The sequence below is a fragment of the Limnohabitans sp. INBF003 genome, assembly GCF_055396645.1.
Window position 1 is genome coordinate 320,141 of sequence record NZ_AP029222.1, and the last position, 17,658, is coordinate 337,798.

17 protein-coding genes are annotated in these 17,658 nt (G+C 60.0%); 12 read left to right on the forward strand and 5 right to left on the reverse strand.

Features of this window, described 5'->3' with window-relative positions; translation table 11 throughout:
* The first annotated feature begins 52 nt into the window (after positions 1–52).
* The 3 genes from ACZ5VE_RS01535 to ccsB all read left to right on the forward strand — a co-directional run bounded on the left by ACZ5VE_RS01535 (position 53) and on the right by ccsB (position 4,314).
* Positions 53–685: a c-type cytochrome gene (locus tag ACZ5VE_RS01535; protein ID WP_464456331.1), complete on the forward strand. Its 633-nt coding sequence runs from the start codon at positions 53–55 to the stop codon at positions 683–685.
* Positions 686–868: 183 nt separating this feature from the next.
* Positions 869–3,004, forward strand: coding sequence for a cytochrome c biogenesis protein ResB (locus ACZ5VE_RS01540; protein WP_464456332.1), 2,136 nt, complete (start codon positions 869–871; stop codon positions 3,002–3,004).
* Positions 3,001–4,314 (forward strand): c-type cytochrome biogenesis protein CcsB, encoded by a 1,314-nt coding sequence (ccsB, locus tag ACZ5VE_RS01545; protein ID WP_464456333.1) that lies wholly within the window; start codon positions 3,001–3,003, stop codon positions 4,312–4,314. The genes ACZ5VE_RS01540 and ccsB overlap by 4 nt, the downstream gene beginning before the upstream one ends.
* Positions 4,315–4,346: 32 nt before the next feature.
* On the opposite strand, the gene ACZ5VE_RS01550 is transcribed toward ccsB, so the two are convergent.
* Together ACZ5VE_RS01550 and ACZ5VE_RS01555 are read right to left on the reverse strand one after the other, a co-directional pair.
* Entirely contained in the window at positions 4,347–4,727 is a 381-nt protein-coding gene (locus ACZ5VE_RS01550) for a response regulator transcription factor (protein ID WP_464456334.1), read from the reverse strand.
* Positions 4,728–4,796: 69 nt separating this feature from the next.
* The gene (locus ACZ5VE_RS01555; protein ID WP_464456335.1) at positions 4,797–6,272 is read right to left on the reverse strand and encodes a sensor histidine kinase; all 1,476 of its coding nucleotides are present in this window, start codon (positions 6,270–6,272) and stop codon (positions 4,797–4,799) included.
* A gap of 92 nt (positions 6,273–6,364) precedes the next feature.
* Here ACZ5VE_RS01555 and msrP point away from each other — a divergent pair, with 92 nt between their 5' ends.
* The 4 genes from msrP (at position 6,365) to ACZ5VE_RS01575 (ending at position 9,100) form a co-directional block, all read left to right on the forward strand.
* A complete protein-coding gene (gene msrP / locus ACZ5VE_RS01560; protein WP_464456336.1) occupies positions 6,365–7,360 on the forward strand; it encodes a protein-methionine-sulfoxide reductase catalytic subunit MsrP in 996 nt (331 codons plus the stop codon).
* Positions 7,361–7,424: 64 nt separating this feature from the next.
* Positions 7,425–8,024: a protein-methionine-sulfoxide reductase heme-binding subunit MsrQ gene (locus ACZ5VE_RS01565; protein WP_464456337.1), complete on the forward strand. Its 600-nt coding sequence runs from the start codon at positions 7,425–7,427 to the stop codon at positions 8,022–8,024.
* Between the two features lie 313 nt (positions 8,025–8,337).
* Positions 8,338–8,868 (forward strand): SRPBCC family protein, encoded by a 531-nt coding sequence (locus tag ACZ5VE_RS01570; RefSeq protein WP_464456338.1) that lies wholly within the window; start codon positions 8,338–8,340, stop codon positions 8,866–8,868.
* A gap of 85 nt (positions 8,869–8,953) precedes the next feature.
* A complete protein-coding gene (locus ACZ5VE_RS01575) occupies positions 8,954–9,100 on the forward strand; it encodes a hypothetical protein (protein WP_464456339.1) in 147 nt (48 codons plus the stop codon).
* Between the two features lie 4 nt (positions 9,101–9,104).
* Here the strand turns inward: ACZ5VE_RS01575 and lysA are convergent, their stop codons facing one another.
* Positions 9,105–10,403: a diaminopimelate decarboxylase gene (gene lysA / locus ACZ5VE_RS01580; RefSeq protein ID WP_464456340.1), complete on the reverse strand. Its 1,299-nt coding sequence runs from the start codon at positions 10,401–10,403 to the stop codon at positions 9,105–9,107.
* Positions 10,400–10,705, reverse strand: a complete 306-nt coding sequence (gene lptM, locus ACZ5VE_RS01585) for an LPS translocon maturation chaperone LptM (RefSeq protein WP_464456341.1) — start codon at positions 10,703–10,705, stop codon at positions 10,400–10,402. The genes lysA and lptM overlap by 4 nt, the downstream gene beginning before the upstream one ends.
* Before the next feature lie 12 nt (positions 10,706–10,717).
* On the opposite strand from lptM, the gene cyaY reads away from it, so the two are divergent.
* Positions 10,718–11,047 (forward strand): iron donor protein CyaY, encoded by a 330-nt coding sequence (gene cyaY, locus ACZ5VE_RS01590; protein ID WP_464456342.1) that lies wholly within the window; start codon positions 10,718–10,720, stop codon positions 11,045–11,047.
* A gap of 56 nt (positions 11,048–11,103) precedes the next feature.
* Here the strand turns inward: cyaY and ACZ5VE_RS01595 are convergent, their stop codons facing one another.
* Positions 11,104–13,494, reverse strand: a complete 2,391-nt coding sequence (locus ACZ5VE_RS01595) for a penicillin-binding protein 1A (RefSeq protein WP_464456343.1) — start codon at positions 13,492–13,494, stop codon at positions 11,104–11,106.
* A gap of 265 nt (positions 13,495–13,759) precedes the next feature.
* On the opposite strand from ACZ5VE_RS01595, the gene ACZ5VE_RS01600 reads away from it, so the two are divergent.
* Genes ACZ5VE_RS01600 through ACZ5VE_RS01615 form a run of 4 tightly spaced genes read left to right on the forward strand, consistent with a single transcriptional unit; the run spans position 13,760 to position 17,560 of the window.
* Complete coding sequence (locus ACZ5VE_RS01600) at positions 13,760–14,431, forward strand: hypothetical protein (protein WP_464456344.1); 672 nt, start codon at positions 13,760–13,762, stop codon at positions 14,429–14,431.
* Complete coding sequence (locus tag ACZ5VE_RS01605) at positions 14,431–15,012, forward strand: hypothetical protein (protein ID WP_464456345.1); 582 nt, start codon at positions 14,431–14,433, stop codon at positions 15,010–15,012. The genes ACZ5VE_RS01600 and ACZ5VE_RS01605 overlap by 1 nt, the downstream gene beginning before the upstream one ends.
* Positions 15,009–16,109: a hypothetical protein gene (locus tag ACZ5VE_RS01610; protein WP_464456346.1), complete on the forward strand. Its 1,101-nt coding sequence runs from the start codon at positions 15,009–15,011 to the stop codon at positions 16,107–16,109. Before ACZ5VE_RS01605 ends, ACZ5VE_RS01610 begins: the two co-directional genes overlap by 4 nt.
* Positions 16,106–17,560, forward strand: a complete 1,455-nt coding sequence (locus tag ACZ5VE_RS01615) for a type IV pilus secretin PilQ (RefSeq protein WP_464456347.1) — start codon at positions 16,106–16,108, stop codon at positions 17,558–17,560. Before ACZ5VE_RS01610 ends, ACZ5VE_RS01615 begins: the two co-directional genes overlap by 4 nt.
* The last annotated feature ends 98 nt before the right edge of the window (positions 17,561–17,658 follow it).

Below are 17,658 nucleotides of genomic sequence, written 5' to 3' on the forward strand. Positions count from 1 at the left end.
TGTAGAATCCTTGGGTTTTGCGCCCCCTTCTTCCAACTATTGGACGACGCCCATGAAGTCAATCGCCTCTTTCCTGATGTCCGTCACCCTGTCCGCCGTTGTGGCAGGTTCTGCTTTGGCCAATCCCGCAGCGGCCCCGGCTGCTGTCAAGCCTGATTTGGTCAAGGGCGAAGCCGCATTTGCGATGTGCGTGGCCTGCCACGCCGCTGACGGCAACTCGACCACCCCGGTCAACCCCAAGCTGTCGCAGCAACACCCCGAATACCTGATCAAGCAATTGCAAGAATTCAAATCGGGCAAACGCGCCAACGCCGTGATGAGTGGCATGGTCGCCGGTCTGAGCGATGACGACATGCGCAACATCGCTTACTGGCTCGCATCCAAGCAAGCCAAGCCCGGTTTTGCCAAAGAAAAAGACACCGTGGCCTTGGGTGAGCGCATTTACCGTGGTGGCATTCCAGACCGCCAGATCGCCGCTTGCGCCAGCTGCCACTCGCCCAACGGCGCGGGCATGCCCGCCCAATACCCCCGCGTGTCGGGTCAGCACGCTGACTACACCACCGCCCAACTGGTCGCTTTCCGTGATGGCGTTCGCAAGAACAGCATCCAGATGACCCAGGTCGCCGCCAAGATGAACGACCGCGAAATCAAGGCTGTGTCTGACTACATGGCCGGTCTGCGCTGAGCGCAGTTCGACCTCGCCTGGGGGCTATCCCTTGGGCGCATGGGGTCTTCATTCGGCCTTCAGCAGGCTGAGCCACAATCGGGTCCCCGGCTGTGACGTGACCCATCAAGGCCGGTGATCCGGCCTTTTTTGTTTGTGGCGGGCTGTGGCCCGCTTTTGCTTGCCTGTGGACACTTCTGCACCATGACGACTGTTGCCTCCAGCCCCGAATCCGAACGTGGCGCACCCCGCTGGCAAGCGCTGCTGGAACTGTTGTCGTCCATGCGGTTTGCGATTTCGCTGTTGACCGTCATTTGCATTGCCTCGGTCATTGGCACGGTGCTCAAGCAAAACGAACCTGCCTCGAATTACGTCAACCAATTCGGACCGTTTTGGGCCGAGTTTTTTGCGGCCATGAAGCTCAACGCGGTGTACAGCGCCTGGTGGTTTTTGCTGATTCTGGCTTTCCTGGTGCTCAGCACCAGTCTGTGCATTGCCCGCAACACGCCCAAGATCCTGGCCGATCTCAAGACCTACAAAGAAAACATCCGTGAGCAAAGCCTGAAAGCTTTTCACCACAAGGCCGAAGGCATGCTGCACGAAACGCCTGAGGCGGCGGCGAACCGCTTGGGGCAGTTGCTGGCCACTGGCGGCTGGAAGGTCAAGCTGCAATCGCGTGACACGCCGCAAGGCACAGGCTGGATGCTGGCGGCCAAAGCGGGTGCGGCCAACAAAATCGGCTACATCGCGGCGCACTCGGCCATCGTGTTGGTGTGCGTGGGCGGCTTGCTCGATGGCGATTTGATCGTGCGTGCCCAGATGTGGTTTGGCGGCAAGGCGATTTACAGCGGCGGCGGCCTGATTGCCGATGTGCCTGCGCAGCACCGTCTGTCGGAGCGCAATCCGGCTTTTCGGGGCAACCTGATGGTGGCCGAAGACACGGCTTCCAGCACCGCCATCCTGAGCCAGTCCAGTGGCATCTTGTTGCAAGAACTGCCCTTTGCCATTGAGCTCAAGAAATTCATCGTCGAGTACTACTCGACCGGCATGCCCAAGTTGTTTGCCAGCGACATCGTGATCCACGACAAAGCCACGGGCGAGAAAAAAGAAGCCCGTGTCGAGGTGAACCACCCGGTCAGCTTCAAGGGCATCGAGATTTACCAATCCAGCTTTGACGACGGTGGCTCCAGCGTCAAGCTGCAGGCCGTGCCCATGAGTGCTGCCACCCGGCCTTTTGAGGTGGATGGCACGGTTGGCGGCAGCACCGAGTTGAGCAACGGGCCCGAAAAAATGAGCCTGGAGTTCACAGGTCTGCGCGTCATCAACGTCGAGAACATGGCGGGCAATGGCGCACAAGGGCAGGGCGTGGATGTGCGCAAGGTCGATTTGCGCAGCGCCATCGACCAGCGCATGGGCGCGGGGCATAAAACCACCGAAACCAAAGTGCTGCGCAACGTGGGGCCCAGCGTGAGTTACAAACTGCGCGACGCCGCAGGCCAGGCCCGCGAATACAACAACTACATGCTGCCCGTGGATGCGGGCGATGGCGTGTCGGTGTTCTTGCTGGGCATGCGCGAGAACCCGAGTGAGCCTTACCGTTATTTGCGCCCTCCCGCCGATGAAAACGACAAGCTGGACGGGTTCCTCCGTTTGCGCGCCGCCCTGGCCGACCCTGCGTTGCGCGAGCGTGCGGTGCAGCGCTACGCCCGCAAGGCAGTGGACCCGAAGCGGCCCGAGTTGACGCAGCAATTGGCCGGTTCGGCGGCCCGCGCGTTGGGCCTGTTTGCCGGACAGGAAGAGGTCAAAGGCAAAAAAGTGGCGGGCTTGCAGGCCTTGGCGGATTTTCTGGAAGCCAATGTGCCCGAGGCAGAGCGCGGCCGTGCAGGCGAGATGTTTGTGCGCATCCTGAACGGGGCCTTGCTCGACCTGGACGCCGTGGCCCGCGAGCAAGCAGGGGCCAAGCCTTTGCCTGCGGACAAGGTGCAGGGTTTCATGTCGCAATCGGTGCTGGCGCTGTCGGATGCGCCGTTTTACCCTGCACCCATGACGTTCTTGCTCAAAGACTTCAAGCAGGTGCAGGCCAGCGTGTTCCAGGTGGCCAGAGCCCCGGGCAAGAATGTGGTCTATCTGGGCTGTTTTTTCCTGATCCTGGGTGTTTTTGCGATGCTCTATGTGCGTGAGCGGCGTTTGTGGGTGTGGCTCGCACCACAAGGCAGCAACCCAAGCGACGGCACGCAGGTCACTTTGGCCTTGTCGTCCAACCGCAAAACCCTGGATGTGGACCGTGAATTTGACCAACTGAGCGCCCGTTTGTTGGGACGCTCCGAGAAAAACCCATGATGACTACTGTGACTTTGAACCCCGGTTATTTCTCTCGCCGCAGTGTGCTGGACTGGGGCTTTGCCGCCCTGGCGCTGCTGGGCATGGTGTTTGCCTTCAGCCGCTACAGCCAGTCCATGGACGTGTATGAGCAAGGCATTTTGGTGGCCAGTGTGCCGGCTGCTGTGGCACTGGCTTGGTTCTGGCGGCCCATGCGCACCCTGATGCTGGTGGTGGCCGGTTTGTCCCTGTTTGCCATCAATGCCTACCAGGGCGATTTGGCCCGCGCCGAGCAGGTGTTCTGGCTCAAGTATTTCCTGTCCAGCCAATCCGCCATTTTGTGGATGAGCATGGTGTTTTTCATCAGCACCGTGTTTTATTGGGCGGGCATGTTCATTCGCGGGCAAGGCGACAACCTGGAGACCCTGGGCAGCCGCATGGCCTGGGTGGGTGTGGCGCTGGCCTTGATCGGCACCATGGTGCGCTGGTATGAGAGCTACCTGATCGGTGCCGATGTGGGGCACATCCCGGTCAGCAACCTGTATGAAGTGTTCGTCATGTTCTGCTGGATGACGACCGGTTTTTACCTGTATTACGAAGACCATTACCGCACCCGCACCTTGGGCGCTTTTGTGATGCTGGTGGTCAGCGCCGCGGTGGGCTTTTTGCTTTGGTACACCTTGGTGCGCGAGGCGCATGCCATTCAGCCTTTGGTGCCTGCCCTCAAAAGCTGGTGGATGAAGCTGCATGTGCCGGCCAACTTCATTGGCTACGGCACTTTTGCCTTGGCCGCCATGGTGGCGTTTGCTTACCTGATCAAGCAGACCGCAGGTGAAACCCGATGGTACAAGCTGGCACCTTTGTGGTTGCTGGGCATTGTGTTGTGCTTTGAACCTGTGGTGTTCCGCAAGTCACCCACCGAAGGGGGCAGTGGCTACTGGATGGTTTATTTCGGTATTTCCGCCTTGATCGTGGCGGGCATTTTGTTCGGTCGCCGCCGCATTGCCGAGCGCCTGCCGGCGTTTGAGGTGCTGGACGACGTGATGTACAAATCCATCGCCGTGGGTTTTGCCTTTTTCACCATCGCCACCGTGCTGGGGGCGCTCTGGGCCGCCGAGGCTTGGGGCGGTTACTGGAGCTGGGACCCGAAAGAAACCTGGGCCCTGATCGTGTGGCTCAACTACGCAGCCTGGTTGCACATGCGGCTCATGAAAGGCCTGCGTGGCACCGTGGCCGCCTGGTGGGCGTTGATGGGCTTGGTGGTGACGACCTTTGCGTTCCTGGGCGTCAACATGTTCCTGAGCGGCTTGCACAGCTACGGCACGCTCTGATGCCGTTTGGGTGTGGCGAGCGCCACACCCGGTCAGGACGTTCGGGAGGCCGACAGGGCTTTTTCCAACACCTCGAGCATCTCTTGCGTGTTGAAGGGTTTCCACAAAAAATGCACGGCGCCAGAGTTGTTGGCCAATTGGGTTTCGTGGGGCTGGCTTTCCCCGCTCATGAAAATGACGGGAATGTCGTTGCCATTGGCCTTGAGCTTGGCATTCAGTTCCAGGCCACTCATGCCCGGCATGCGCACATCGAGCAAGAGCACATGGGGTGCCTCGGTGGCAGGCGCGTTCAGATAGGCAAAACCACTCTCATGAACGCGCACGGTGTACCCCTGACGCTCAAGAACCAAGGCCAACATTTGTCGAATGTCGGCGTTGTCATCTACGACATGGATCAAGCCTGATTTGCTCATTTTTAACTAATAGAACTGCAAAAATAAATTTTACAGTTTGACTTGGATGTCGGGTGAATGCCTTGCATTTCAGCCCGCGTGTTCAGACGGAATCAGCCACAACTGGATGCAGGCACCACCCCCTTCGTTGACGGCTGAATTCTCCATCTGGGTATGCCCTCCCCAAAGCCGAACCATGCTTTGGGTCAGCAGCAGGCTGAGCCCGAAGCCGTGCGCTTTGCTGGAGACCACGGGTCCGCTCAATTGCTGAAGCAGCTCGCTCGGCAAACCGGGGCCGTTGTCCTGAATTTGAAGAACCACCCAGTTTTTGTCCTCTTTGTGCAGTGGCAAAAGGGTGATCGCGATGCGCGGTGAGGCTGTGTTCAGGCTCATCAAGGCATCCATGGCGTTCGCGATCAGATTGAACATGATCCGCTGCAGCATCACTTCGTTGGCTTGAACTTTTTGGGGGCCATTCAGCTGGCTCGACAGCAGGATGTCAATGCCCCGTTGGGCCGCTTCACCTTGCAGGATCGGAAAGACAGATTGGATGGCTTGATGCAGATCGACATGCGCCATTTGGTCTTGCCCCCGGACCATCAGGCGGCGCAAGCTGCTGACCATTTCGCTGGCTTTGCCGGACAACACCATGAGGCTGTCCACCCGGGTTTGAAGCTGGGGGGCGTCTTGCATGGGCGCCACCTGGCTGTGCAGATCGTACAAACCCAGCTCCAGCGCTTGCAATGGCTGGCTGATGTCGTGCACCAGCATGGCCGAAAAAGAAGACAGGCTGCTCAAGGCCGACACCCGGGCGTTGAGCATCAGCAACTGGTCACGTTCTTTGACCAGCGCACGCATGGCCTCGCTTTCTGCTTGCGCTTGTTGTTGCCCCTGGAGTGCGTCCTTTTTCTCTTCGTTGGATTTTTCGAGCGAAAAACCCCAATAACCGAAGCAGATCAAGACCATGGCCAGGATGGTGGACAAGGTCACCAGATTGCTGACCCAGGAAAAAGAAAAGACGTTCAAGTAGTTCAAATTGCCGGAAACGGCATATTGGTACAAGCGGTTGAGGTAGGCCGATGCATGGATCGCAAAAGCCACTTGAATCATCATCAAGCTGCGGCTTTGGAATGTTCGCCTCAGTTGCCATATCAAGTAAGACAGCGTCAGATTCAGGCAGACAAAGACGGCTGAATAGGCCAGTACGCCCGTGGTTCTGACACTGCCGGTCTCATACAACCAGACCAACAAGACGGCCCAGCCCATCATGGGGACTGTCATGTAGGGCCAGCGCCAAGCAGGTTTGTTCAATTCGCGGCGCAGCGTTTCAATCATCAACAGCCAGGAGGCGCAGGCACCTGACCACGCCAAGATGTAGGACAGGTATTCCGAGACGAAAGGCCGCAAAGCGATGGAGCACACAGAAAGGCTGTAAACCGAGATGCTGATGAACCACAAGCGCGTGATGTCATTGCGACGGCCCGTCAGCAGCAGCCAAGTGCCCAAAGGCAAGGCGATGTGGATCGCGATCACGACGTAGATCAGCAAACCGATCGCAGGATGCATGGAGGCTCCTTGAATGGCAGACACTGCTTGGGCAAAGGTGTCTTAAAAAGTTCAGAATACACAGCTATTTTCAGCCCAAACCAGGACCGTCCATGATCATTCAGCCAAACAAGTCGGGGTTTCAGCACAGCATCGCCAGCGAAATCACCCCTGAATCGGTCTACCAGACGCGACGCGACATGATTCGCAGCATGGCTGCAGGCTCTGCGGGCTTGGCGTTGACGGCTTGGGGCATGCGCGAAGCCCATGCGCAAACCCCACGGGCAGGCCAGCTGGCTCCGCTGTCCTCGGTGTCATCGGCTGTGCCCGGTGCCCTGACCATGGACAAACTCACCGCCTACAAAGACGCCACCACCTACAACAACTTCTACGAGTTCGGCACCGACAAAGCCGATCCGGCCAAGCGTGCCCACACACTGGTCACCCAGCCCTGGACGGTGGAGATCGAAGGCATGGTCAAAAAGCCCGGGCGCGTGAATCTGGAAGACCTCATGAAATGGGGGGCCATGGAGGAGCGCATTTACCGCCTGCGTTGCGTCGAGGGTTGGTCCATGGTGATCCCGTGGATCGGCTATTCGCTGGCCGATTTGATCCGCAAGGTCGAACCCCAGCCGGGTGCCAAGTTTGTGGAGTTCGTGACCCAGGCCGACCCCAAGACCATGCCCGGCGTGCGCGGTGGGGCTTTGGACTGGCCTTATGTCGAAGGCCTGCGCATGGACGAAGCCATGCACCCGCTGACCCTGCTGGCCTTTGGCATGTATGGCGAGGTCATGCCCAAACAAAACGGTGCGCCCCTGCGCTTGGTGGTGCCCTGGAAATACGGCTTTAAAAGTGGCAAAAGCCTGGTCAAGATCCGCTTCACCGACAAGCAGCCCGTGTCCTCGTGGGAAAAAGCCGCGCCGCAGGAATACGGTTTTTATTCCAATGTGAACCCGAACGTGGACCACCCGCGCTGGAGCCAGGCCACCGAGCGCCGCATTGGTGAGGACGGCCTGCTGGCCAAAAAACGCAAGACGCTCATGTTCAACGGTTACGAAGCGCAAGTGGGGCAGTTGTATGCGGGCATGGATTTGAAGAAGTTCTTCTGATGCAACTCTGCTTTGTTCGGGCTGCCTCTGTCTCGACCCTTGCCCCAGCCCTGATCCCTGCCGCATGAGGGCCTGGTTGCGCACACGCATGGCCTGGTGGGCGCTGCTGGCACTGGGTCTGATGCCACTGGCCTGGCTGGTCCTGCAAACCCTGCAAGACCAACTGGGGGCCAACCCCGCCGAAACCTTGATCCGCGCCACCGGCGACTGGACGCTGCGCGCCCTGTGCGTGGTGCTGGCCGTGACTCCGCTGCGCACAGCACTCGACTGGCCCGAGCTGGTGCGTTTTAGGCGCATGCTGGGTTTGCTGGTGTTTGGCTACGCAAGCCTGCATATGCTGTGCTACGCGGGTTTTGACATGGGTTTTGAATGGGCCGACATGGCCCAAGATATTGCCAAACGTCCTTTCATCCTGGTGGGCTTCACCGCCTTCCTGATCCTGCTGGCCCTTGCGGCCACATCGTTCAACCGTACCATGCGCTGGCTGGGCGGCAAGCGCTGGCAAATGCTGCACCGGGGCGTTTATGCGGTGGCCGTGTTGGCCGTGTTGCATTTCTGGTGGATGCGTTCGGGCAAGCAGAATTTTGCCGAGGTGCTGGTCTATGCGGGTGTGCTGGGCTGCTTGCTGGGGTGGCGGGTCTTGCGATGGTTTAGGCGTTGGTGAAGCCAATGATTTATCTGTGAACGATAACGGCTTGATTTTTGAAAATCCTGTTGTTTGACAATGGCTTAGGTTGCAGTGTCTATGAAGGCTTGCCTGTCCATCTCGATCGGTTATTGACGGGCCAGACGGTGCGCGAAGTCAATGCACAGCGGTTGAAACCCAGTTTTTGAATTTTGAGTCCTTGGAGCACCCCGGTATGCAGGTGATGAGGGATTGAAGTTGGAGCAACTCCTTAGTTTCGAGGGGTCTTAAGTATTATTTTTGATCCCGCCATGGAAAATCACCGGCCTATGCTTGATCAGGAAGGACGTCCATGAAAAAGAAAACCCTATCGTTGCTGGCCGCTCTGATTTTGTGCGCTGGCGGTATGCTGGCCATTGGAGCTCACGCCGAAAAAACGGACTTGTTGACGCACCAGATTGAAACCCGGTTGCAGATACAGGCACCGGCAGAGCGGGTGTGGGCTACATTGCTCGATTTTCCAAAACATGCGCAGTGGAACCCGTTCATCCGGCACATCGAAGGGCAGGTCCTTGTCGGCGAAAAGCTGCAGGTGCGTGTCCAGCCCGTGGGCGGCAACGAGATGGGCTTTTCACCCACCGTGCTGGTCGTCAAGCCTCAAGAGGAGTTGCGCTGGCAGGGCCGGTTCATCCTGCCTGGTTTGTTTGATGGCGAGCATTACTTCTTGCTCCGGCCAGACGGTGCCGGGGGCGTTTCATGGGTGCATGGAGAAAAATTTTCTGGCCTGCTGGTGCCGTTTCTCAAGGGATCGCTAGAGACAGGAACCCGTGCCGGATTTGAGGCAATGAATGAAGGTCTGCGGAAAATTGCAGAACAGCGTTGAGAGGGCTTGGGCAACATGGCCCGGCAAAGCCATGTCGCAGATTGCACAGTAAGCCGGTCTTGGCCGGGAAAGCTTTTACAAGGCCTTGTCACCCGAAGGCAACCCCGAGTTTGTAATCAGCATCAAAGTGGTTCACGCCTTGGCTTGCACTTGTACGCCTGGCCTTCGGTACTCAAGGCCGCCGGTTAAGACTCATTTCACGCACGGGTTGCGTCCGCGTGTTGCGTGGTGATGGCTCAGACCAGTTGTTCTAGCGCAAACGTGTCAAACGCCGACTCGCGCTGGCGGATCAGATGGGCCTTTGTGCCATCGACCAGAATCTCGGCAGCGCGGCCGCGGGTGTTGTAGTTGCTGGCCATGCTCATGCAGTAAGCGCCCGCCGACAGCACGGCCAGCGTGTCACCGGCTTGCACCAGCAATTGGCGGTCGCGGCCGATCCAGTCGCCGCTCTCGCACACCGGGCCCACAATGTCGTACACCGTGCCATCGGCGCTCACAGAGCCCGCACGCGGTGTGACGGGCACGATCTGGTGAAAGGCTTGGTACATCGCCGGGCGGGGCAGGTCGTTCATGGCGGCATCGACGATGCAAAAATTCTTTTGCTCGCCTGGTTTCAGGTACAGCACCTCGGTCAGGCACACACCGGCATTGCCCACCAGTGAACGACCCGGCTCGATCATGAGCTGGCGCTGGCCGTAGCCGCGTGCATCCAGCTTGGCCAGCAACTGCGCCCACAGCACATCGGCTTCGGGCGGCGTGTCGCCGTTGTAGTTGATGCCCAGACCACCGCCAAAGTCGATGTGGTGAATCGGGATGCCCGCTGCTTCGATCTCGCCCACCAGGTCCAGCACGCGGTCCATGGCGTCCAGATAGGGCGTGGCTTCGGTGATTTGTGAGCCGATGTGGCAGTCGATGCCCACGACTTTGAGGCCCGCCAAGCTGGCGGCGTGGCGGTAGGCGCGCAGGGCGTCTTCGTGCGCGATGCCGAATTTGTTGCCCTTCAGGCCCGTCGAGATGTAGGGGTGGGTCTTGGCGTCCACGTTGGGGTTCACGCGCAAGCTGACTGGGGCTTTTTTGCCCAGACTCACGGCCACCTCGCTCAGCACGTCGAGTTCGGCTTCGCTTTCGACGTTGAAGCAGCCAATGCCCACTTGCAGGGCCTGCTTCATCTCGGCGCGGGTTTTGCCCACGCCTGAAAAAATCACCTTGGCCGGGTCAGCACCTGCCGCCAGCACGCGGGCCAGCTCGCCGCCCGAAACGGTGTCAAAGCCGCAACCGGCATCGGCAAAGACCTGCAGCACAGCCAAGGTGGAGTTGGCTTTCATGGCGTAGCAAATTTGCGCGTTGCGGCCCGCAAAGCCCCGCTGGTAGGCAGCCAGGGCCGACAGCATGGCCGCTTTGGAATAGACAAAAAGCGGGGTGCCGTGTTCGCGGGCCAGGTCGGACAAACGCACGCCCTCAACCATGAGCTGATCGCCTTGGTAAGCGATGTGAGGTTGGCCGGGCAGGCCTTGGGGTGTGGCAAAAGCGTTCATCGTGGGGTGGCCGCGGGGGCCTCGGGTGCAGTGAGGGGGGCTGTGGCGGGCGCACCTGAAGGTGCGGCCACAGGCGCAGTGGGTTCGGTTGTGGCGCTGGGTGATGCTGCGGGTGATGCAGCGGGGGCGTTGGATGCCGGTGAGGCTGGCCACAGCTTCAAGGTTTGGGGCAGGGTTGCCCGCCCGGCAGACTCGGGTGTGCGGGGCAAAACCAGCGGGCCTTTTTGGCCGCAAGCGGTCAACATCGCCGCACCGCCGACAAGGGCATGCGCCGTGACTAGAATCTTCAATACCTTCAACATGCAGCGATTGTAATGACCGACCTTGAATTTCTGGACCAAGCTGAACGCCTTCTCGCGGGCGTGGAGATCAGCAGCGATCGCCTGAACGACGACACCGACGCCGACATCGACAACCAGCGCACCGGTGGCATGGTCACCCTCACGTTTCCCAACCGCAGCCAGATCGTGATCAACCTGCAAAAGCCCCTGCACGAGGTGTGGTTGGCGGCCCGTTGCGGTGGTTTTCATTACAAGTTTGATGGTGCCCACTGGATGGACACCAAGGGGCAGGGGGAGTTTTGGGAAAGCCTGTCGCGTTACGCGTCAGAACAAGCCGGGCAAAGCCTGTTGTTCAAGCCCTGAGAAGGGGCCCGACGGCCCCAGCATCCACCGGCGAAAGTGGTTTGCTGGGGACCATTTCAGTTCCTGAACAAATCCAGAATCCGGTTGCGCTCTTCTGCCGGAGGCGTTGCATGCGGGGCTTTGCCTGAAGCCTCGTTGCCCGTGCCCAAGGTGCTGATGCCGCCACCCTTGGCATATTCCTCGTACATCCAGTCACCGCCCACGTTCACCAGGCCTTCTGGCACCGGTGGCTCGGAAACGGGGACGCCACGCAACGCCGTTTCCATGAAACTGATCCACACTGGCAGGCTCAAGCCGCCACCGGTTTCACGGTCACCCAGTTTGCGTGGGGTGTCGTAGCCAATCCAGACCACCGCCGCCAATTGGTGCTGGTAGCCCGCAAACCAGGCGTCCATCGCATCGTTGGTGGTGCCCGTTTTGCCATAAATGTCCGGACGGCGCAGCGTGGCTTGGGCGCGTGCAGCGGTGCCTGAACGCGTGACTTCTTGCAGCAGGCTGGTCATGACAAAGGCATTGCGTGCCGGTATGGCCGAGGACGCCTCGTCTGGCTGTGTGGGCGCAGGGCTTTCCACCAGCACCCGCTCTTTGAAGTCGGTGATGCGGGTGATCAAGTGGGGCTGAACCCGGTGGCCGCCATTGGCAAAGACCGAGTAACCGGTGGCCATTTGCATGGGCGTGACCGATCCGGCACCCAGCGCCATCGTCAGGTAAGCGGGGTGCTTGTCTTCGTCAAAGCCAAACCGGGTGATCCACTCCTGTGCGGGGCGGGCGCCCACGGCTTGCAAGACCCGGATCGAGACCATGTTTTTCGATTTGGCCAAACCGGTGCGCAGGCTCATCGGGCCGTCAAACTTGCCGTCGTAGTTTTTGGGCTCCCAGGGTTGCCCGCCCGTGACGCCGCTGTCAAAGAACAAAGGCGCATCGTTGACCACGGTGGCCGGGGTGAAGCCTTTTTCCAGCGCCGCTGAATAAATGAAGGGTTTGAAGCTGGAGCCCGGTTGGCGCCAAGCCTGCGTCACGTGGTTGAATTTGTTTTTGGCAAAGTCAAAGCCCCCTACCAAGGCCCGAATAGCACCGGTTTGGGGGGTGAGCGCAATAAAGGCACCTTCCACTTCGGGCAATTGGGTGATCTCCCACGCGCCTTTGGCGGTCTGGGTGATGCGCACCAGAGCGCCTTTGCGAACCTGCTTGGCCGGTGGTGTCTTGTCAGACAGACCTGATTGCGCGGGTTTGAGGCCATCGCCCGTGATGCTGATTTGCTCACCGTTTTGACGAACCACCACGACTTTGCGGGGCGAGGCTTCCAGAACCACGGCAGACAGCACATCGCCGTTGTCCGGGTGGTCTTCCAGTGCGTCATCGATCGCGTCTTCCATCTTCTTGGGGTCGGCAGGCAGGTCGATGAATTTTTCGGGCCCACGGTAAATCTGGCGGCGCTCAAAATCCATGATGCCCTGGCGCAGCGCCTTGTAGGCGGCCATTTGCTCGGTCGATTGCACCGTGGTGTACACGTTCAGGCCGCGGGTGTAGGTTTCCTGCCCATATTGGGCAAAGACCATTTGCCGCACGGTTTCGGCCACGTATTCGGCATGCAGGATCTTCTTGTCGGCCGCAGACCGCAATTTGAGGGGCTCGGCTTTGGCCTCTTTGGCCTGGGCGGTGGTGATGTAGCCGTTTTCTTCCATCCGCTCGATGATGTAGAGCTGACGTGACCGGGCGCGTTTGGGGTTGCTGATCGGGTTGTAGGCCGAAGGCGCTTTGGGCAAGCCTGCCAGCATGGCGGCTTCGGCGATGGTGATTTCCTTGAGCGGTTTGCCAAAGTAGATTTCACAGGCGGAGGCAAAGCCATAGGCCCGGTTGCCCAGGAAAATCTGGTTCATGTAGATCTCAAGGATCTGGTCCTTGCTCAACATGTGTTCGAGTTTGTAGGTCAGCAAAATTTCATAAATTTTGCGCGTGTAGGTTTTCTCGGATGACAAATACACGTTGCGTGCCACCTGCATGGTGATGGTCGATGCGCCCTGACTTTTCACACGGCCAATGTTGGCTACACCTGCACGCAAGATGCCCAGATAGTCCACGCCACCATGTTGGTAAAAGCGGTTGTCCTCGATGGACAACACCGCGTCTTTCATCACTTTCGGGATGTCTTTGATCGGGGTCAGGTTGCGGCGCTCTTCGCCGAATTCACCCATCAATTGGCCGTCGGCGGTGTAGATGCGCAAAGGCAGCTTGGGCTTGTAATCGGCCAAGTCTGAAATGTCAGGCAAGTTGGGGTAGGCGATCACCATGGCCACGCCCACCACCATGAGGACGCACAGCAGTCCGGCTGCCATGAGGCCCAGTGCCCACAAGGCCAATTTCACAAACCATGCGGTGGGGGTGGACGCTGGGGCAACCTCTCTGGGGCGTTGCTTTTCTGGAGAGGGGGTGTCTTTGGAGGGCATAGGTGGGCTGGTGGTGCAGCCAACAAGGCGCAGGCTGCCGCACATTATAAAAATCCTAGACTGAGCCTACAGCGGTTCTAAAAGACTTTTTAATTATTTGGTTTTCAAAAAATTGTCATGAACGCTGATTCATGTTACAAAACCTTTCTCTGAAGACCATTCAGGTCTCTTGACGGGGAGGCACAGCATGCAGGCATTGGCGCATTGGTGGCGGCGGTTGACTTCTCGGTCGGCCCGCCAGGCCTGGGGTTTGGCCCCACACGGAATGGCCTGGGATTTGGTGGGATTGACCCGGCAAAGCCATGGCTTGGCCAAGGTGCACACCACGGTGTCTTTGCAGGCACCCGCTGGTTGGGCTTTTGCTGATTTGGCTTGGTTGAGCCAGGCCTTGCGGCACAACGGGCGTTTGCGAGGCGGCGGGCGGCACCGCTTGAACATGGCGCTGCCTGCTGCCCATTTGCAAGAGGGGGTCATCGACTTTCCGGCGCAGTTGCCAGAGGAGGATTGGCTTTATGAAGTGCAGCTGGAGGTCTCTCAGGCACTGCAGTTGTCACCCGATGAGGTGAATTTTGACTTTGAGCCCGCCCCCTTGACCGATGGCCTTGTGCAGCGTGTGCACTGGATAGGATGCGCCCAGGCGCACATGGTGGAGTTCAAGGACTGCACGCGGGCGGCGGGTTGGCGGCTGGCTGCGGTCGAGTCTGAAGCCCAAGCGGCCCAGCGTGGCGTGCGCGCATTGCAAGGGGGCGTGTCCAGTTTGTTGACCCAGGCCCCGCAAGACTGGCAGTTTCGCTTGGCAACGCCAGCCGGTTCGATGGACGACGGCGGATCACCCGATTCGGACGAGGCGATGGATGAGGCCATCAGGCAGGTGCTGAGTACGCCAACGGGCGCCCGCTTGGTGGCATCCGGCCTGGCGCTGAAGGCGTGGCAGTGATGCGTGCGTTCAACTTGCTCCATTACCCGAGCCAGGCTCGGCAGCAAAAGGTTTTTCATCGGTGGTGGAGCAGCTTGGCCGGGCTGCTCTTGGGTGGGGCCATGGCCTGGGGCTGGCTGCAATGGCAAGACCTTCAGACCGCACGGCTTCAGCAAGAGCAAAGCCTCTTGCAAGCGAGCTTGGCCACGCGCACACAGCTGGCCAAAGAAGCGGCGCACCGCCAAACCCAATCGCGCCTGGAAACTGAGCAGGTGGCGCATTTGAAACAGGTCGCGCAACACCAGCAGGCTTGGGCGGCTTTGCATGACAGCTTGCAAACAGAAGCCCGGCAAGGAGGTTTGCGGCTGGAGCGCTTGCAGGCCGAGGCCGAAAAAATCGAGTTTCACGGCACGAGCCTGCATGTGGACGCGATCACCCATGCCCAGCAAAGACTGTCCGAACAGATGGACCATCCCTTGGCGCTGGCGAGCATCACGACCGCACCGCATGAGGGGGTGAGCTTCGTCTGGCAGGCCGTGTGGCCAGCCGTGCAGGGCGCTTCGTTGACGCCGTTGCCGCGCGCATCAGGACCTAAGCCATGAGCCTTGACAAGCAGTCAGGCTACCCGGTGCGCGAACAGTCGGTGTTGGCCGTGCGCTGGCCACACCTGCAACGCTTGCTGGAGCGCTGGCTGCGCCGGTGGGGTTTCGCGATCTCGGGTTGGGTGGTGGGCTTGTCGGGTGTCTGGTTGGCCCAGGCACAGGTCAGCGAAGACCATGCCAGCGCCTTGCAAGCGGTCGAGCGACTGCACCAACAACTGGCGGCCTTGCCTGCTGGCTTGTCGGCCAGCCCTGAAAAGCCATTGGCCCCCGAGCAGCAGAGCCTGCTCACGAGTCTGCCAGTGCAGGCGCGGCAAGGGCAAATCTGGGTCGATTTGCAACAGGCCTTGACGGCAGGTGGATTGAACCTGTTGTCTTTGCGCCCCTTGCCACCGAGCTTGGCGCAAGCAAGCGCTGCACGCCTGCCCAGTCAGGCGGTGGCCGTGCGTTTGCTGGGCCGTTTTGAGGATTGGTCCCGTGTTTGGGCCGCCTTCACCCAAGCCGGACCGGTGTGTTCCATCGACCGGATCAGCATGGCGGCAACCGCTCACTCTGAAGAGGTCCAGATCGATGCGGTGTTGCGGGTTTGGCTGCGCCCCGGCGATGTGGGTGTCCAGGCACAGGCGGAGCCTGAAGGGGCCTGGGACAGGCTCACCTGGCCCGAGCAGAGTCAGCCAGGGCGTTCGGGGGTGACCTTGTTTGCACAGGCCAGACAGGCAGGCTCGCCTTCGAGCGGCGACGCCATGCGCTTGGCCGAATCGACCGATGCCAGCGCCACAGGCGCGTCGGGTGCGACTGCAGCGGCCGCCGTTGCCGCGACAGTTCCGGCGGCGAATGCTTTGCCCGAAGACCCTCGCCAATGGCCTTTGGCCCGTGTGCGTTTGACGGGGCTCTGGCAACAAGGGGCCGATCGGCAAGCGATCTTGTCAGCGGGCCCGCATTGGGCCCGGGTGCGTCAGGGGCAAAGGGTCACACAAGAAGGACACCGGGTCGCGGCCATCACCGAGGCGGGTGTCAGCTTGCGCTTGGCTCAGGGGCCGATGTTCGAGCTGACTTGGGGCGAACGGCGTGACGAACCCAAAGACGGGACCAAGCGATGATCCACTTTCAAAAATCTGTTGTGCAGGCGTGTGTTGGTCTGCTGGGCTTCAGTCTGGCGCTCTCCTCATGGGCGCAATCTGCCGACAAGCCTTTGCCGCAAACCCCCTTGGCGCCCGATGCCGTCATGAACGCAGGGCCGGGTTCTGGCCTGGTCGTGCCAACGCTGGACAATAAGCCGATCAGCTTGAACTTTCAGAACATCGAGTTGAAGGCCTTGCTGCAGGTGTTTGCCGAATTTTCGGGCTTGAATGTGGTGCCCACCGATGGGGTGGTGGGGCAAGTGAGCGTGCGCCTGAACGAGGTGCCGTGGCAGCAAGCCCTGAACATCGTTTTGCAATCGAAAGGGCTGGTCTCTCGCCAAGAGGGCCGCGTGCTCTGGGTGGCGCCGCAAGGTGAATGGACTTTGCGTGAAAAAAAGCAATTGGATTCTCAGGCCGCTTTGGACGCGGTGAGTCCCCTGCACATGCTGTCCTTGCGTTTGCAATATGCCCGTGCCACCGAAGTCGCCCAGCGTTTGCAGGGCGGCGCAGCGGGCAGCACCGGCGGGCGTTGGCTGAGTGCGCGTGGCAGTGTGTTGGCCGAGCCTCGCACCAATCAGCTGTTCATTTCAGATTTGCCCGCGCGCTTGCTCGATCTGGAAAAAATGCTGGCGCAACTGGATGTGCCCGTGCGGCAAATTCTGATCGAAGCCCGCATCGTGGAGGCCGACGACCAGTTTGGTCAGTCGCTCGGTGTGCGCCTGGGGGCGGGGCTGGCCATTCCATTGAAAGTGCAGGGGCGCTCGAACACGCTGAGCGTGGGGGCGACCAACCAGCCTGCGGCCGCGGGTTCGGTGGCAGGCAACCAGGTCAACTTGCCTGCGGGCTCGGCAGGGCAAACGGTCAGTGGTCCGGCCACTTTTGCGGTGTCGCTGTTCAATGCCGCCGCTGACCGGTTCATCAATGTGGAGATTTCGGCACTGGAGGCCGCAGGTCTGGGCAAGGTGGTGTCGCGGCCCCGGGTGGTCACGGCCGACCAGACCAAGGCGCTGATCGAGCAGGGCACCGAATTGCCCTATCAAACCGCTGCAGGCAATGGCGTGACCGTGATTTCATTTCGCAAAGCCAACCTCAAGCTCGAAGTCACGCCGCAAATCACGCCCGACGGCTCGGTCGTGCTCGATGTGGATGTGAACCGCGACAGCGTGGGGCAAATCACCCCGGCCGGTTACGCCATCAACACCAAGCATGTGAAAACCCAGGTGCGGGTGGAGGATGGCGGCACCGTGGTGCTGGGCGGCATTTACGAAGAAACCAGCCGCAACGACGAAGCCAAAGTCCCGGGCTTGGGGGATGTGCCCGGTTTGGGCTGGTTGTTCAAAAAACGCGACCAGACCCAGCGCAAAAGCGAGTTGCTGATTTTCCTCACCCCCCGGGTCATGGCCGACGGCCCCGCCACCGTCCAGCCCTGAGCCTGGCGATCTCGGGCTGCTGCTCGATCAGCGCAAAACAGGTCGAGCCGGTCGAATACACTTGGCGACTCTGAGTTGCTGGCCGTTTTTGTGCAGGG

Bases quoted from the DNA above. Each gene is read 5' to 3' on its own strand.
- ACZ5VE_RS01535 (WP_464456331.1), top strand. From the start codon at position 53: ATGAAGTCAATCGCCTCTTTCCTGATGTCCGTCACCCTGTCCGCCGTT.
- ACZ5VE_RS01540 (WP_464456332.1), top strand. From the start codon at position 869: ATGACGACTGTTGCCTCCAGCCCCGAATCCGAACGTGGCGCACCCCGC.
- ccsB (WP_464456333.1), top strand. From the start codon at position 3,001: ATGATGACTACTGTGACTTTGAACCCCGGTTATTTCTCTCGCCGCAGT.
- ACZ5VE_RS01550 (WP_464456334.1), bottom strand. From the start codon at position 4,727: ATGAGCAAATCAGGCTTGATCCATGTCGTAGATGACAACGCCGACATT.
- ACZ5VE_RS01555 (WP_464456335.1), bottom strand. From the start codon at position 6,272: ATGCATCCTGCGATCGGTTTGCTGATCTACGTCGTGATCGCGATCCAC.
- msrP (WP_464456336.1), top strand. From the start codon at position 6,365: ATGATCATTCAGCCAAACAAGTCGGGGTTTCAGCACAGCATCGCCAGC.
- ACZ5VE_RS01565 (WP_464456337.1), top strand. From the start codon at position 7,425: ATGAGGGCCTGGTTGCGCACACGCATGGCCTGGTGGGCGCTGCTGGCA.
- ACZ5VE_RS01570 (WP_464456338.1), top strand. From the start codon at position 8,338: ATGAAAAAGAAAACCCTATCGTTGCTGGCCGCTCTGATTTTGTGCGCT.
- lysA (WP_464456340.1), bottom strand. From the start codon at position 10,403: ATGAACGCTTTTGCCACACCCCAAGGCCTGCCCGGCCAACCTCACATC.
- lptM (WP_464456341.1), bottom strand. From the start codon at position 10,705: ATGTTGAAGGTATTGAAGATTCTAGTCACGGCGCATGCCCTTGTCGGC.
- cyaY (WP_464456342.1), top strand. From the start codon at position 10,718: ATGACCGACCTTGAATTTCTGGACCAAGCTGAACGCCTTCTCGCGGGC.
- ACZ5VE_RS01595 (WP_464456343.1), bottom strand. From the start codon at position 13,494: ATGCCCTCCAAAGACACCCCCTCTCCAGAAAAGCAACGCCCCAGAGAG.
- ACZ5VE_RS01600 (WP_464456344.1), top strand. From the start codon at position 13,760: ATGGCCTGGGATTTGGTGGGATTGACCCGGCAAAGCCATGGCTTGGCC.
- ACZ5VE_RS01605 (WP_464456345.1), top strand. From the start codon at position 14,431: ATGCGTGCGTTCAACTTGCTCCATTACCCGAGCCAGGCTCGGCAGCAA.
- ACZ5VE_RS01610 (WP_464456346.1), top strand. From the start codon at position 15,009: ATGAGCCTTGACAAGCAGTCAGGCTACCCGGTGCGCGAACAGTCGGTG.
- ACZ5VE_RS01615 (WP_464456347.1), top strand. From the start codon at position 16,106: ATGATCCACTTTCAAAAATCTGTTGTGCAGGCGTGTGTTGGTCTGCTG.